Here is a 14,624-nt window from a genome sequence, read left to right as displayed (position 1 = left end):
AACCGTCGAAAGGCGGCCTCGAAAGGGTTATGACGTGCCGCGCATTGGCGCGGAGGAGCCCGTCATGGCTGAATTTGAAGGACGCGATCTGCACCTGGTCAAGAAGGCCCTGTGCATCGGCATTCTTATGATCGAGAGCCAGGAGGATGGACCGTTCAAGGCCGAGTCGGATCTGACCGACATGAAGGCGCTGGTGGACGATCTGATGCCAGGCGGCGTCGAGCTTCATCACTATATGCGCTCGGCGCATATCGCCCTTGCCGGCAGACCGGACTGACAATCGTCTAATCCCTCTGGCGGGCTGATGGGACGTTGCGCCGTCCCCGACGGGATCGCGCCTTGCAAGCGTCGCACCCCTGATCGTCTCCTTGTGCGCCCGCACCGCACGGCACCTTTGGCTTCATTTCTTTCGTCGGTGATCACGCCCGTGGCCACCTATCGCGCGCGCTGTCGGGGGGTCGGAGGGCGCGGTCGCGGTGAGGTCGTGCCCTCATGCGAGGGCCGCGCTTGGGGCGCGGGCAGGGACCAGAGGGGAGGAGGATTTTGGAGGGTGTCGCTTTCGGATGGTCGAGAGCGGCATCATCCAAGGAGTAGAAGTCATGAATATCGGTGAAATCCAGAATGTGAATGGTCGTCTGACGGGCTCGATCGCCACGCGCACCATCGACCTGCCGCGCATCGGTCTGCGCAAGGTCGAAAGCATGAGCGATCGCGCGCCTCTGTACGAAATCCTCACGCTCAACGTCGCCCGCCGCTGGGTTCAGATCGGTGCACTCTGGGAAGCGGCTTCGAAGAAGACCGGGGAAGCGTTCCTTGCCGGTTCGGTCGACGATCCGGGCCTGCCCGAGCCGCTGCCCGTCGCTCTCTTCCCGACCGAGGACGGCGGCTACACCATCGCCTGGCGCCGTGAAACGCTTCGCGCGGAATTCAACGGTGGCTTCGGGGCGTCGCAACGCTCCTATGACGAGCGTGGGCAATCCGGCTTCGGTGAAAGCACCGCCGGCGCCGATGGCTCGCTGATGGGCAGGAACGATCTCGACGACGAGGTCCCCTACTGAGAATCCAGCGAAGCCAATATGGGCCGGGAGAGCATCCGCTTTCCCGGCCTTTTTTGCGTCCGCATGTCTTCCCTTCAAATATGAAAGGACCGCGCCATGGCCAGCGCCCCGCGCAGCAGCATTGATCGCTTTGCCGATCTGCCCACCCTCTACGTCGAGATGACCGCCACCCCTGAATTCCAGGCCGCTTTCGGCGACCCGCTTGGTCTCACGATTGTCTCGCCGGGTGAAGAACCGGCCGAATATGAGATGCCCGAACCTATCGCCGCGCAGGCGGAATGCGGCGGGATTGTCGCCGCCATATTCGATCTGTTCTGCGATACCCGGCTTGAGACGCTTGCCCCCGAAATCGCCTGGGGCATCGTCAACAGCTTCCACTTCGTCGCCGGAAAGCTCGAACGACAGGAGGACCGGCTTGCGCAGGAGGTCGGCGAACTTGCCCGCGAGCCGGACGTCAGCGAAGTGTACACGACCTCCCTGGAGGAGAAACAACTTCTCTGCCAGTCGATCGCGGAACAGCGCCATGCGATCGAGTGCATGCGCGACTATGCCGCCGAAATGTATCGTGCTCTGTCGGGGTGGCCATGGTCGCCCGCTCGCGGCACCCGGGCGTCGACTGCGTCAAGCGCGAGCCAGATCGCGGCGCTCGATTTTCTGCGCGCGCGCACCCTTGCCATACGCGAAAAGCATATGCCGCAGGGGCCGATCGTGGTCGTGACCGGGCCTGCCGACTGGCATGACTGGAAACTCATCTGGGACCGTCTCGATCTCATCAAAACGCGTATCCCGCACATGACCCTCATCACCACCGGGCAACGGCGGGGCGTCGACCAGATCGCTGCGGCCTGGGCGGCGAGGACCGAAATAGGCGTCCCGGTCGTGGTTTACGGCCTTTACGGTTCGGGGAGGAAGACCGCTTTCAAGCGGAACCGGAAGATTCTCGAACTGAACCCCGTCGAGGCTTTGCTCTGCGAGGGGTCGGGTATCCAGGCGAACCTCTATCAGTTGCTGCGGGACGCAGATGTTCCGATCCACGCCTTCCACCGGGCGGATCAGGCGCCCGACACACCCGTGCTGGCGCGGCAACGTCGTCAGGCGAGCAATCGAGGGGAGGCGGCGCATGGCCATTCCCGACTATCTGCGCACTAATTTCCAGACCCTGCTGCGCGCGGCGGGGGACGGCAATCTCGCCCTCATGGAGTGCCAGGATACGCAGACGGGTGAACCGCGCTTTGTGATCTGTGCCATCGGTCGAGATGGTTCGGACTATGTGATGACCCCCTTTGGCCATCTGGTCGAAGGCAATCCCTATGACGCCTATGTCCCGCCGATTTGAATAAGATAAGATCGACCGGATAGTTCTCCAAGGGATCGGCAGCACTCCGGCTGTCGGTCCCTTTTTTTATCCAATGGGAGAGGGCGCACCGTCGGTTACGGGTCTGTTGGGCGAGCGCTGCGTCTGGACCCAAGCCTCCATGGGGGCATCGAGCCCCCATGGAGGCTGCCTCTCTTCTTCTCTCAACAAGCGGGATAAGTTTACACGGGAAACCCCGGCGGCCTCAAGGACGACGGGGCCCCACCATTTTTTCTCGCGGGCGGGCACCTGCGCGCCATCGCTGCGAGGGTGCGCGCGAGAAAAAATCGTGACCCCCATCGCCGCTTCGCGGTCGTGGCTGCGCCCCGATCCTTGACCCCGCCGAGGCGAGCCCGTGTGGAAGAGGAAACCTCTTGAAGAGCAAATGAAGGAGGTTCCGATGCTGAATATGACTGACCGCGACGCAACCCTGGATCGCTTCGCCGACGCCTTTATCGAAACGACCGACAGCTATCGTATCACCCCCGGAGACGACGTCACGAGCGCGCCGATGCCCGACGGCGAAGTGGTGGCCCGCGCCACCGAGTTGCTGGTCACGACCCTGTTCGATGTCCTGCGCGATACCCGGCTGGAGGCCATGGCGGACCGGATCGCATGGGGCATCGTCCACAGCGTCCACAAGGTTGCAGGCCAGATTGAGGGGGAAGCGGACAAGGCGGCGATGGCCGTCCGTCGGCTTATTGAACAGAATGACGGGAGCGAGATTGGCAGCGTCGAACTGGAAGAGGCACAGATGCTCTGCCAGTCGCTCGACGAAACCCAGGACGCGCTGGCGTGCATGCGCGACTATGCCGCCGCGACCTACCATGCCGAGACCGGACGGCCCTGGTCAGCCCCCCGCGCCTCGCTGGTCTCATCCAAGCGGACCGCATCGGTGGTGGCGGCGACCGATTACCTGGCGGCCCGGCGCAAGCGGCATATCGATGCACGCGCGCCCAAGGGGCCGGTCGTGATCTTCTCCGGCGGGCAGGTCTGGGAGGATCACCGCCTTCTCTATGCAGCGCTCGATAGCATCAAGGTGCGGGTGCCAACGATGGTTCTCGCGACAACAGGGCAGGATAAGGGGTGCGACGCGATCGCGGCGGCTTGGGCGGCGCGTAACGCGTGTCATCTCATCCCCTTCAGCCTCGACCGGAAACTCGGAAACAGGGCAGGGTTCGCGCGCAACGAGCAACTGCTCAGGCTCCGCCCGGTAGAGGCGGTCGTGTGCCAGGGGTCCGGGTTGCAGAGCCATTTGGCGCGCGAGGTGCGCAGGCTCGGGATCCCCGCGCATTTCTTCGCCCTCGCTAATCAGCATCACAATCGCGCGACCCGATAGGAGAGGTCGAGCAAAGGAAAAGAGGCGGTGGAGCGCGCGGCTCCGCCGCCTCTTTTTTGTCGAGTGGGGGAAAGGTCGTCGCGCTCGGGGACCCGGATGGAGGCCGCAAGCGTCCTCCGTCCGCGCCCGTCGCGCAACGATGCAGGATCAGCCTGGCTGATCCTGGCCAGCTGCGCGCGGCTCCGCCGTGCTCGCTGCAGTGACAACCCTTCGGGTTGTTTTGCCGGTCGAGATTTCGCCGGGTTCAAGCCGATCGATCGCGCGCAAGGCTTCCATGGCCCGGTCGCCACCGATGCGAATTGCGTGCCCCACGATTTCGCGAAAGGCGCGTTCGCTCAGTTGCTCGACGGCCAGTTCTTCGACCATCGAGGCATATCTGCCGCGCAGAGCGCGGCGGGCGCCCAACACCTCTTGCGCGAGCTTTCGTTCCCTTGCCTCAAGATCGGCAAGGCGTTCGCGATCATTCATTTTGGGCATATGTTATCCTTCACAATTGCGAAGGTCTGCCCGCCAAGGTCGATATTGCCACGGTGCATCCCGGATGCAATCGCTGGCGTGGCGATGGACCTTATTTGGGGAGGCAAAGCCCCTTTTCCCGATCAGAGAGGCTGTTCACTGTCTAAAAATTTGAGACCCCTTCGGGGTGCCCCGCGCCTTCCGGCACGAGGCAGCGCAGCGCGCGAAAGCGCTGCGAAGAAAGGACGCACGCCATAGGCGTTTTGTAATGCACCGTACGCACGGGTGCTGCGGGTGCGAATCGCCAGCATTTGCGCGGATTTCTGGCCGAAGACACGTCTTACGCTCTAGGCACTGATTGACGCCCCCGGCACGCTTTGGCTGTCGTTTCTGGCCGCCAAGTAGGTAAGTCCTTGATCTGCCTTGGCACCGTTTGGCTGCCACTCTGAATACATGTAATCATTTGAGATCAGGCTGAAATCCAGTTATAAGGTCCGCGCTTCATCACGATTGGCCAGGCGACGAACAGGAGTTCGGCGCTTGCCCAGAATTACCATCAGGTTCAAGGACGCCCTCTTCGGGCGTCTCGTCGTCGGCGCTCAGGCGGCCGGCTCGACCATCCCCGACTATGTCCGGGACATTCTTAACCGCTATGAAGGCATGGACGCTGCGGGCTATCATGGCCGCTTTGACGAAGTGCAGGCTGTCCTCATCCAGGTCTTCGCCATCCTTGCCGCATCAGTTAGCGAGCGCCGGCCCGATATTCTCGAGAAGGGCATGGATGATGCGCGCGCCTTGCTGCTGGAGCGGGGCCTTCTCGATTCCGAGGAGGTACTCCAGTGAGCATCTTCAGGAACGACACGCTCGGTTCCTGGACGAGGGGCGGTCAGGCCATCGTCCACAATGTCCGCATGACCACGCAGGTCTTCTTCCAGACCCTGCTGGCGGGGATCGCCATCTGGGTCAGCGGCACCATCTGGTATGTGCTGGAGAAGTCCACCGACTATCAGCGCTTTGTCGCCGTCAAGATCGCCGAGGCGACGCTCAAAAGCGACGTGCCTGGCGGCGCGCCGCTACTCTTTCGGACTCCGTCTGGTCGCCAATATTGGACGACGTCCGATGCCTTGCTGGGCTCCCGCGTCGCCAGAAAGACCATGCAGGCGATGGAGCAGCATCTGGTGTACGGCGCGGCACTTGCGGGCGCCTTTGCTCTCCTGATGCTGGCCTGGGCCTGGTTCTATTTCACCCGGACAGGGAAGGGCCTTGGTTCCAATCAGTTCCTGCGCGGCGCGCGCTTTGGCACCGCGCGGCAACTGCGGCGGCAATTGTGGCGCAGCCGGAAGGGCAGCTTTGCGATCGGCGGCGTGCCTGTTCCCGACGCCTTCGAGCCTGAGCATATCCTCATCTGTGGTGCACCCGGCACGGGCAAGACCAACATCATCGTCAAGATGCTGGGTGGCATGCGAAAGCAAGGCAAGCGGGCGATCGTCTATGATACCGCCGGCACCTTCGTCGAGAAATTCTATCGGCCGGGGCACGACATTCTGCTCAATCCACTGGACGACCGTGCCGACTGCTGGTCGCCCTGGGTCGATGTGCCGCGCGACTATCATTATGACCAGATCGCGGAGTCCACGATCCCAGACAAAGGTGGCGATCCCTTCTGGGCGAAGGCCGCCCGCGGCACGCTGGTGGCGGTCCTGCGCAAGCTTGCCCGACATGAGCGGACGCTGGTTTCCGGGCTCCTGGAAACGGTGCTGCGCAGCCCCCTGAAGACGCTGGCAAGCTTTGCCGAAGGCACCGATGCCGCAGCCTTCATATCGATGGAAGGCGACCGTACGTCGGCCGGTATCCGGGCTGAACTGGCCTCGGTGATGCGCAGCTTCTCCTATCTCGATGACACGGCCGACGGCTTCTCGATCCGGGATTGGGTCGCGAACGAGGAGGATGACAGCTGGCTCTTCATCACCGTGAAGGCGGACCAGCTCCCCTCCCTCCGGCCTCTTGTGACCGTCTGGCTCGACATCGCGATCAGCGCCATCATGAGCCTCCCGCCGGATCGTAAGCGCCGCCTTTACTGCGTCATCGACGAGCTCCCGACGCTGCAGAAACTGCCATCGCTCAGCGACTTTCTCGCCCGCGCGCGCAAATATGGCGGCTGCGGCATTTTGGGGTTTCAGTCCTACCCGCAATTGGAGGCGACTTACGGTATTCAGGATGCCGCGGCGATTACCGGCTATTGCTCGACCTGGGTGGCGCTACGCGCCAACGACACGCCCACCGCCAAGCATGTTTCGGAAAATCTGGGGCAGGTCGAGCAGGTCGAGGCCAATGAGGGCATGTCCTATGGCGTCAACGATATGCGGGATGGCGTCAACCTCTCGCGGATGCAGGTGACCCGACCGCTGGTGATGCATACCGAGGTCACCAATCTTCCCAATCTCGTCGGCTTCCTCCGGTTCGGCCGTAACCTTCCCGTCGTCCGCTTTACCGATAGCTACAATGCTCTGCCGAGCCCGGCGGCCGCGTTCGTCGAACGGCAAGTGCCGCCCGTTTGTCTCGATCCGGAAGAGGAAGACAAGTCTCCTCCGAAATCTTCAGGATCGCGATCCAAGCGTCGGCGAGCGAGGAAATCGGAAGCGCCCGAACTTCCCCTGGAAGCGGACAAGGGCAGCACGCCCGCGCATGACGAGCTTCGTCCAGAAAGCCCCTCGTCCAATTCTGCAGAAGGGGGAATTGGAAATGCGGATAACGGTCTGCCGAGGCTCCTTGGAAGGACGAGCGGCTTTCGCCTTCGGCAACACGGGCGCGCATCTGGCGACCGTAGTGATGCGAGGCCGGCATGATGCACCCCCGCCGCCTGAAGGGTTCGCCCGGTAACATCGCACGCTATTACGCGATCGGCGATTATTATGCGAAAGGTGAGGCGGAGAGATCGTCCTGGGGTGGTGCCCTGGCGAGGGAACTCGACCTTTCTGGCGATGTCGATCCTGAAACCTTTCGGTCCCTGCTCGTCGGCAAGGTGGCGGGCCAGCAGCTTGGCCGACATCGCGCCGAGGGCATCGAGCATCATCCCGGCTGGGATTTTGCGATCAGTGCGCCCAAATCCGTATCAGTAATGGCGCTCGCCTTGGGAGATGAGCGGATCGTCCAGCTCCATGAGCGATCGGTCGATGTCGCGCTCGCTTATCTTGAAGAGCATGCCCAGCTGCGAAAACGGGAAGCGGGCAACATTGTCCACGAGACGACGGGCCGATTGCTGTGGGCGCGGTTCACCGAACATGCCAGCCGCGAACTTGATCCCCACCTCCACACCCATGTCGTCGTCCTCAACATGACCAACGGGCAATCGGGCGATCCGATGGCAAGCCTCGAAACCCGCGCCATGTATGCCGAGCAGATGACCAGCGGGCAGATTTACCGGAACGAACTCGCCCATGGCCTGCGCGAGCTCGGCTATGAGATAGACTTCGATCCACGCCGGGGTCTTTTCGAAATCAGGGGTGTTCCCAAGGCCCTCATCGAGGAGATGTCGCAGCGGGCCGAGCAGATCAATGAACATGCCCAGCAGCATGGCCTGGTCGGTCAGGCGTCGCGCCGCCAATCCTTCTACGCCACCCGCGGCGCCAAGGTGAAAACCGGGATCGACACGCTGCTCATCCAGTGGCGCGGGCGGCTGGGGCCATATGAAAAGCCGCTTGAAGCGGTGAGAGAGGGCGCCGCCCGATCGGGCGAGCATCCCGTCCCGGTTGACCGCGCCGACGCCGCCCGCGCCGCTCTGTTCGGGATAAGACAATCGGAGGGGAAGGAGGCCGTGAACCCGCTTGGCCGTCTCTATACCACGGGGCTAGCCTCCCATGTCGGGGAGGTCCGGTTTCAGGATCTGCGGCTCCTGATCGATGCGCATGAAGAACGGCGCAAGCTCCTCGTTACCCGTGGCCAGACTGGGGATGAGATCCTGATACGGGGCCGGACGAGCCGCCGGACGGCGCGCCTGGAGCAGTCGCTTGCCATGCATCTTGCCCTTGCCGTCGGGGACGGTCGGCCCGTGGCAAGCGCCGATCGCCTGCTTCCCATATTGGAGCAGGCGGGGCTTTCTCCGGCGCAGGAACGGACGCTGGTGGACATGGCGACCTCGCATGACCGGGTTACCGGCCTTCACGGCGTAGCAGGGGCAGGAAAGTCGACGCTCGTTCGCTCACTAAAAGATGCGGCGCTGCCGGGTAAGACATTCATCGCCTTGGCGCCGACATCTTCCGCCGCTGCCGAACTGGGGGAGAAGGCGCAGATCGAGTCGCGCACGGTCGCGAGCCTGCTTGCGGCCGGTGGCTATGGGATCAGCGGCAACCATGTGCTGGTTCTCGACGAAGCGGGCCAGTTGGGAAGCCGCCAGGCTTTGCGGGTGCTGGAAATCAGCCGGTCTACTGGAGCTCGCCTCATTCTTCTGGGCGACAACAAGCAGACCGGCGCGATCGAGCAGGGCAAGGCCTTCTGGCTCATGCAGAAACTGGGTATGGAAACGGCCGAACTGACCGAGTCTCGCCGGCAGGAAACCGAGGCGATGCGACAGGCTGTCTCGCATGCGCGGGGAGGGGATTACGCAGCCTCGATTGGACGGCTCGACAAGGTGATGGAAGGTGAGGATGCCGCTACGCTGGCTGCAGGAATGGTCGCGGAATGGACCCGGCTTAGCCCCAGGAGCCGCTCTGCGACCAACATTCTCGTTCTCGACAATGCGTCGCGCCTGATCGTGAACAGCAAAATCAGGGAGGTCCTGCAGCGCGAGGGCCTCGTTGCGGCGGAAGAGACCCGGCTTTCGGTCCTGACACCTGGTGGCTTGAGCGATCAGGAAAAGCGCATGGCGCGCTTTTATACAGGGGGACAGGTGGTGACGTTCGTCCGCGATCAGCCACGAGCGGGATTGGGGCGGACGAGCGAATACCGCGTCGCTGGGATGGTCCGGGACGGTCGAGGTCGGCAACTGGTCCGGTTGGTCGATGGGCAGGGCGGCGTCCATCTGTGGGATCCGCGCTCGACCAAAGCCTCGCAGGTCAACGTCTTCATAGAAGAGAAGAGAGACCTCAGCGAAGGCGACCGCATCCAGTGGCGCTTGGTCTCGAAGGAACTTCAGCTCAAAAATGCGGAGAGGGGGACGGTCGAGAAGGTCGATGGCTCGCTGGCAACGATCCGCTGGGATCGCGGCAAGCGGGTTCAGACGATCGACCTCTCCCTTCACAGGACCTGGGATCATGGCTATGCCGAGACCATCTATTCGGCACAGTCCAGGACCTATGACAGGGTCTATGTCCTGGCGCCTGTCGGGTCGCCGCTGGTGAACGCCCAGAATTTTTACACGGCCATTACCCGCGCCCGATTTGGGGTAAAGCTCTGGACCCAGGACCCGAAAAAACTGGTCGAGAGGCTCGAAGAACGATCGGGCGAGAAGACGTCAGGCCTTGAAGGCCTTGGGCGCCTGGAGCGTGATCATCGGGACCAAATGGCCGCCAGGCAAGGATCGCATCTCCGGCAACTGAAGGAAGATCAGGATAGGGAGCGACTCTTGCGCAGCGATCGCCGGCTTGAACGCGAGCTTTGGACCCGCAATGCAAATCCCAAAGGCGTGGCGGACAAACTCGCTGGTCGGGCTCAACAGGTGTTTGAGGCGCTCGATCACCATCTTCATTCTTTGCTGAGCGACCGTCGCAGCAATCGTGACACGTCTGCTCCTGCGCGCGAGCAGCAGACCCGCAGAAATGAAAGGGAGGGCGGCCGTGGCCTGGATCGCTGATCGAGCTTGGATCTGTGTTGTCCCGCTGGCGCTGACGGCGGCGCTAACGTGCGAAAACGCAATAGCGGCGAGGCCGCCGGAGCAGGCGGTGGCCCGATGCATCCGGCAGGCGGCACGCGGTCAGTCCTGGCTTGAAAAGACGCTTTGGGGATTGCGTGATCAGGAAGCTGGCTGGATCGGTGCTGAAATCCTGAACAAAAACGGGAGCCATGACTTGGGACCGCTTCAGATCAACAGTTGGTGGGTGCCCAGGATCGCCGCGCTGCTGTCGCAGCGCGAGAATGAGGTCCGGCGCTGGCTGCAATTTGATCCTTGTTTCAACGCCGAGGTGGCACGCTGGATTTTTCTCAATGCCTTGAAGACGAGCGGCAGCTACTGGAAGGCGGTGTGCATTTACCATAGCCCGAACGGTAAACGCCAACGCCGCTATGCGGCCTTGGTCGCGGTCCATCTGCGAAAGCGGTTTGGGGCCGATGTGTTCGATAACGGCGGTTCGTCCCGGCGCGAGTACCGCTCTGGAAGTGCGTCTTAAGGAAATGTCGCGCCCTTTTGCGACTCTGACTCCACTTTCGCGGGAACGATCATGATCGGTAATTTACTATCGATAATGGGGTCTTATCGATAGTGACAAAGGGTTTTTCACCGCTATATTCACGGCTATGAGCTTGAAATCAGCCCTGCGAACGTCGGCGCAGGCACAGCGCTTTCCTGCGCCAAAAGCCGCGGTCTCCAGGGAGATCGTGACCGTCCTCGCGCCAGGCGAGGCTAAGCTGCCTCGCCGGCGCTCCGGCTCTGCGCAGGATCGCGCCGGCCAGCTTGTTGCCTTGTTCGAGGAATTGACAGGGGAGGCACCGTTCTGGACGCGCTCGCCTTCCGCAAGGGCTTGGAGGCGCGGGCCCACGCCAGCATCAAGGCGCTGGCGGTTGATCGTGACTGCTATGCCCACTTCGTAGCGCGCCATGGCGGGATCGGCCTGCCCGCCAGCGAAGCGCGGCTCGTCGCCTATATTGACTATTGCGAGGCGCGGCGGCTCAAGCCCGCGACCGTGTCGAGCCGTCTGTCCTCGCTCGCGGTGGCGCATCAGCTGCTCGGGCTTACCAGCCTGCTTGGTGGATCGGTCGTGCGTGACGCGCTGCGCGGGCACCGGCGGCGGGTGGGGGTGCGGCAGCGTCAAGCTGGCCCGTTGCGTTTCGGCGAGGGCATCGGACGCGACGCAGCCAAAGGATTCACATTGTCGGTCCTGCTCGATGCCTGCGGCGGTGATGTCGTGGGGCTGCGCGATGCGGCGCTGTTGTCGCTGGGCTATGATGCGGGTCTGCGCGTGTCGGAGCTGGCGGCGGTGGACCTCGACCGAATCGAGCCCCAAGAGGACGGCTCGGGCGTGCTCGAGCTGGCGCGCTCGAAGACCGACCAGGAAGGGCAGGGGGCCTTTGTTTGGCTTTCGCCCGATACCATGCGGCGCGCGGCGCTTTGGGTGGAGGCCGTCGCAATCCGCGCTGGCGTGCTGTTTCGCCGGGTCGCGGTGACCCGAACCAAAGCACGCGACGCACAGCGCGAGCGCTTCATCGGTGATTTGGCCTGGCATGCCCAGGTCGACCGCGACCGCATGGCGGCCAGACCGGCGCGCGCGGCGAGCGCGATCTACAAGATCGGGGAGCGGGCGCTGACCCCAGCCGCCGTGCGGCTGATCATCAAGCGTCCCGCGCTGGCTGCGGCCGATCAGGGCCTGGTCGACCTCACTGGCGTCGATCTGGCCGGGGCGGTCGCTGCGGTCAGCACACATTCGCTGCGGGTAGGTCTGACCCAAGACCTGGTCGCCAGCGGTGAGGATGCGGGACCGATTGCGCAGGCGCTGCGCTGGACCTCCACTGCGACCGCGCTCCGTTATGGTCGCAAACTTGCGCCCTCCGCAAATGCTGCGGCGCGCATGTTGAAAGGCGTAAGAAAATGATGCGCTGCAGCAAAGTTAGTCCATCAACCAAAATGGCTGGTTTGCCTTGGCCGCGATTTGGGGCCGACTGCTTTATAGTCGCCCGTTAGGCGCTGGAACTATCGCACATTGATGCGAGCAACGCTACAAGCGCTTGAATTTCCATATCGGTCCGGTCCAGTGCGGCTTGCAGGTCGACCAGATAGGTGCAGGTCAGTTCTGGGCGCTCAGTAATGTCCGTTGGCTCGGCGCTGGTATCATTGCGGGCCTGGGATATCAGAACGGGCAGAATGAACTGATCGATATACCGCTCGAGCGCATCCCGCCCGCGCGGCCCGTCGGCGGCGAGATACAGGAAATTGCGCATCTGCCATTCCGAAAGTTCGGCCAGTTTCATCGTGGCGGGAATGACTTTTGCCGCCCGCGCATTTTCGAACAGCGCCTGAAAAGAGGCATCGACCAGTTCCTGATAGACAGGCCGCACGATCCGCAGATTATAAGGTGACAGGCCGCCACCAAATGTGCGGGCAAGCAGCGGATAGCGCGGCAGAGCCTCGATCGCATGGATCATGCCTGCCTTGATCCGCGCGGGAAAGCTCTTCTCGCTCGCGACCGCAGCTTCGGTCTCCGCGACAAAAGGGGCGGCATGGCGGCGCAGGATCGTGCCTATAATCGCCTCTCGACCACCCACGCGGCGGTACAATGTCGCCCGCGAGATATCCGCCGCGCGCGCGATGTCGTCGATCGTGACCTTGTCGACGCCTAGGTCAAGTATGACCGCCTCGGCGGCATCGAGAATGGTCTCGATGCCGCCGATGGTGCCGCCCGCTTCTCCGTCCGACCCGGTGTTCACGCTGGTCTGATCAGCGAACCTCGTAGATGTCATAAACCAACACGCCCATATTTGCTGCGCGGCCCTTCGCAATCGCCTGCACCTTGTTCAACCAAGCATAGCGAGGATCGGCCGTCTCAAACAGAGGCGCAACGATAATGGGCGAATTTCCAGCCCTTCCATAATCCGACCGTCCTTCGTACCGCACATAGATCAGGGCGCCGTCGTCGGTCTCCAGCGTCGTGCGGACATCGACCTGTAACGTGCCGTCGGGCGAAACGACGGCCCAGTCGCCGGATGGCTGCGACAACTGGCTTGCCTGCAGGCGCTCGCCTTCCCACCGCGCATCCTCCACATCGACGATCATCCGCATCCCGCGGGGCGTTCCCGGCATGACGGCCGGGATGCCCAGCTTCAGAGTGGCGCGCGCGATCGGCACGAGCTGGATGCCGTCGTCGCGATTCTCGACAACGGTCGGCTGGACGGCCGCCGCCGCCGCCGAAGCTGCGGCCGCGATCGAGGCGCTATTATTCTGGGATGCATACATGGCTATATCGGCGCTGTCGCCCAAGCGCGGTCCAGGGGTAAAGCGGACCGGCATATGTTTGATACCATTGGTGAAGTTGGATCGTAGACGGCGTACTGGCCCATCGAGTTGCAGGTCGTTCAGGCGCATGATCGATTCCGTGAACATGGCGTTCAGCTCGGCCTTGGCCAGCATACTGCCGAGGCATCGATGGATGCCACCGCTCGCGCCGAAGGCGAGATGTTTGGCGGCGGCGTTCGCGCGGCGGATGTCGAAACTGTCAGGGTCGGGGAATACTGTTTCATCCCGGTTGCCCGAGACATACCATAGCATCACGCGTTCGCCCTGCCGGATGGTCTGGCCATGCAGCTCGTGATCGCGCGTGGCCTTGCGTGCAAAGCCGAGGGCCGGGGTGGTCCAGCGCAGCATTTCCTCCACGGCATTGGGAATCAGGGCGGGATCGGCGCGCAGTTCCGCCATCACATCGGGCCGGGCGATCAGCTCCGCCATGCCGTGCAGATATTGCGTGCGGGTGGTTTCGTTGCCCGCCGTAGCCAGCACGATGAAGGTGGCACCCATTTCCATATCGGTAAGCTGGCGCCCGTCGCGCACGGCATTGGCGATCATCGAAAAGACATCGTCGGTCGGCTTCGCTCGCCGCCGCCGGGTCACTCGACGGGCATAGGACATCATCTGGAAGCCGCCCAGCGTCGCGCGCTGATGGTCCGACAGTTCGGGATCGAGCTGGCCGAACATCGCATTGGCCCATTCGAACAACTTGGGCCGGTCATGCGCGGGCACACCCAATATGTCGGCGACGACCTCGATCGGGGTATAGGCGGCGACGTCATGCAGGTCGCAGGCGCCTGTCTCGATCACCGCATCGATCGCGTTGCGGGCGTAAACCTTCATCGACTCCTCAAGCCGCTTCACCGCCTTGGGCACGAAAGCGTCGCGGATCGAGCCGCGCAGGAAGCCATGCTGGGGCGGGTCGGTCAGGATGATCGAATTGTCGATCGTATTGGCCAGTTGCGCTTCGGACGTGTCCATCGGACTGACATTGGTGCGCGAGGTGAAGCCCTCGACATCCTTTTCGATAGCGGTGATGTCGGCGTAGCGCACGACATTCCAGAAGCCGCCATCGCTCGCTCGCGGCGAGAAGGTGAGCGGAGCCTGTTCGCGCAGGAACCGGAAATAATCGAAGGGAACCGCCTCGATGAAGGAATCGGGGTTGGTGAGATCGACGTCGCCAATGTTCATATATGCCTCATGATCGAGAAACGGTCTTGCTCATCATATCAGGTAAGTGATACATAATTCAATACCGTATCAATCATAGCC

General features: G+C 62.7%; 13 protein-coding genes. 10 read left to right on the top strand and 3 right to left on the bottom strand.

What is annotated here, in order from left to right:
• Positions 1-64: 64 nt before the first annotated feature.
• The 5 genes from B2V90_RS08160 (at position 65) to B2V90_RS08140 (ending at position 3,751) form a co-directional block, all read left to right on the top strand.
• A complete protein-coding gene (locus B2V90_RS08160) occupies positions 65-277 on the top strand; it encodes a hypothetical protein (RefSeq protein WP_228221190.1) in 213 nt (70 codons plus the stop codon).
• Positions 278-599: 322 nt separating this feature from the next.
• Positions 600-1,058 (top strand): DUF736 domain-containing protein, encoded by a 459-nt coding sequence (locus tag B2V90_RS08155; protein ID WP_228221191.1) that lies wholly within the window; start codon positions 600-602, stop codon positions 1,056-1,058.
• Between the two features lie 96 nt (positions 1,059-1,154).
• On the top strand, positions 1,155-2,207 hold the full coding sequence (locus tag B2V90_RS08150; protein ID WP_228221192.1) for a DUF2493 domain-containing protein: 1,053 nt from the start codon (positions 1,155-1,157) through the stop codon (positions 2,205-2,207).
• Positions 2,179-2,394 carry a DUF6117 family protein gene (locus B2V90_RS08145; RefSeq protein WP_228221193.1) on the top strand — a complete coding sequence of 72 codons (216 nt, stop codon included), beginning with the start codon at positions 2,179-2,181 and terminating at the stop codon, positions 2,392-2,394. Before B2V90_RS08150 ends, B2V90_RS08145 begins: the two co-directional genes overlap by 29 nt.
• Positions 2,395-2,812: 418 nt before the next feature.
• Positions 2,813-3,751, top strand: coding sequence for a DUF2493 domain-containing protein (locus tag B2V90_RS08140; RefSeq protein WP_414711588.1), 939 nt, complete (start codon positions 2,813-2,815; stop codon positions 3,749-3,751).
• 147 nt (positions 3,752-3,898) lie between these two features.
• Here the strand turns inward: B2V90_RS08140 and B2V90_RS08135 are convergent, their stop codons facing one another.
• Complete coding sequence (locus B2V90_RS08135) at positions 3,899-4,228, bottom strand: hypothetical protein (RefSeq protein WP_293920843.1); 330 nt, start codon at positions 4,226-4,228, stop codon at positions 3,899-3,901.
• A 519-nt stretch (positions 4,229-4,747) separates the two neighbouring features.
• On the opposite strand from B2V90_RS08135, the gene B2V90_RS08130 reads away from it, so the two are divergent.
• The 5 genes from B2V90_RS08130 (at position 4,748) to B2V90_RS08110 (ending at position 11,946) form a co-directional block, all read left to right on the top strand.
• Entirely contained in the window at positions 4,748-5,050 is a 303-nt protein-coding gene (locus tag B2V90_RS08130; RefSeq protein WP_228221195.1) for a hypothetical protein, read from the top strand.
• On the top strand, positions 5,047-7,053 hold the full coding sequence (locus B2V90_RS08125; protein ID WP_228221196.1) for a type IV secretion system DNA-binding domain-containing protein: 2,007 nt from the start codon (positions 5,047-5,049) through the stop codon (positions 7,051-7,053). Before B2V90_RS08130 ends, B2V90_RS08125 begins: the two co-directional genes overlap by 4 nt.
• Complete coding sequence (gene mobF, locus B2V90_RS08120; RefSeq protein WP_228221197.1) at positions 7,050-9,995, top strand: MobF family relaxase; 2,946 nt, start codon at positions 7,050-7,052, stop codon at positions 9,993-9,995. Before B2V90_RS08125 ends, mobF begins: the two co-directional genes overlap by 4 nt.
• Entirely contained in the window at positions 9,979-10,527 is a 549-nt protein-coding gene (locus tag B2V90_RS08115; protein WP_228221198.1) for a lytic transglycosylase domain-containing protein, read from the top strand. The genes mobF and B2V90_RS08115 overlap by 17 nt, the downstream gene beginning before the upstream one ends.
• Before the next feature lie 351 nt (positions 10,528-10,878).
• The gene (locus tag B2V90_RS08110) at positions 10,879-11,946 is read left to right on the top strand and encodes an integrase (RefSeq protein ID WP_228221199.1); all 1,068 of its coding nucleotides are present in this window, start codon (positions 10,879-10,881) and stop codon (positions 11,944-11,946) included.
• An 85-nt stretch (positions 11,947-12,031) separates the two neighbouring features.
• Here B2V90_RS08110 and B2V90_RS08105 read toward each other — a convergent pair whose 3' ends face one another.
• Together B2V90_RS08105 and B2V90_RS08100 are read right to left on the bottom strand one after the other, a co-directional pair.
• Positions 12,032-12,811: a TetR/AcrR family transcriptional regulator gene (locus B2V90_RS08105; RefSeq protein WP_228221200.1), complete on the bottom strand. Its 780-nt coding sequence runs from the start codon at positions 12,809-12,811 to the stop codon at positions 12,032-12,034.
• Positions 12,789-14,543 carry a cytochrome P450 gene (locus B2V90_RS08100; RefSeq protein WP_228221201.1) on the bottom strand — a complete coding sequence of 585 codons (1,755 nt, stop codon included), beginning with the start codon at positions 14,541-14,543 and terminating at the stop codon, positions 12,789-12,791. Before B2V90_RS08100 ends, B2V90_RS08105 begins: the two co-directional genes overlap by 23 nt.
• Between the last annotated feature and the right edge of the window lie 81 nt (positions 14,544-14,624).

Source organism: Sphingobium sp. UBA5915 (genome assembly GCF_002431195.1).
Taxonomy (GTDB): Bacteria; Pseudomonadota; Alphaproteobacteria; order Sphingomonadales; family Sphingomonadaceae; genus Sphingobium; species Sphingobium soli.
This window is presented reverse-complemented; position numbering and strand designations above follow the sequence as displayed.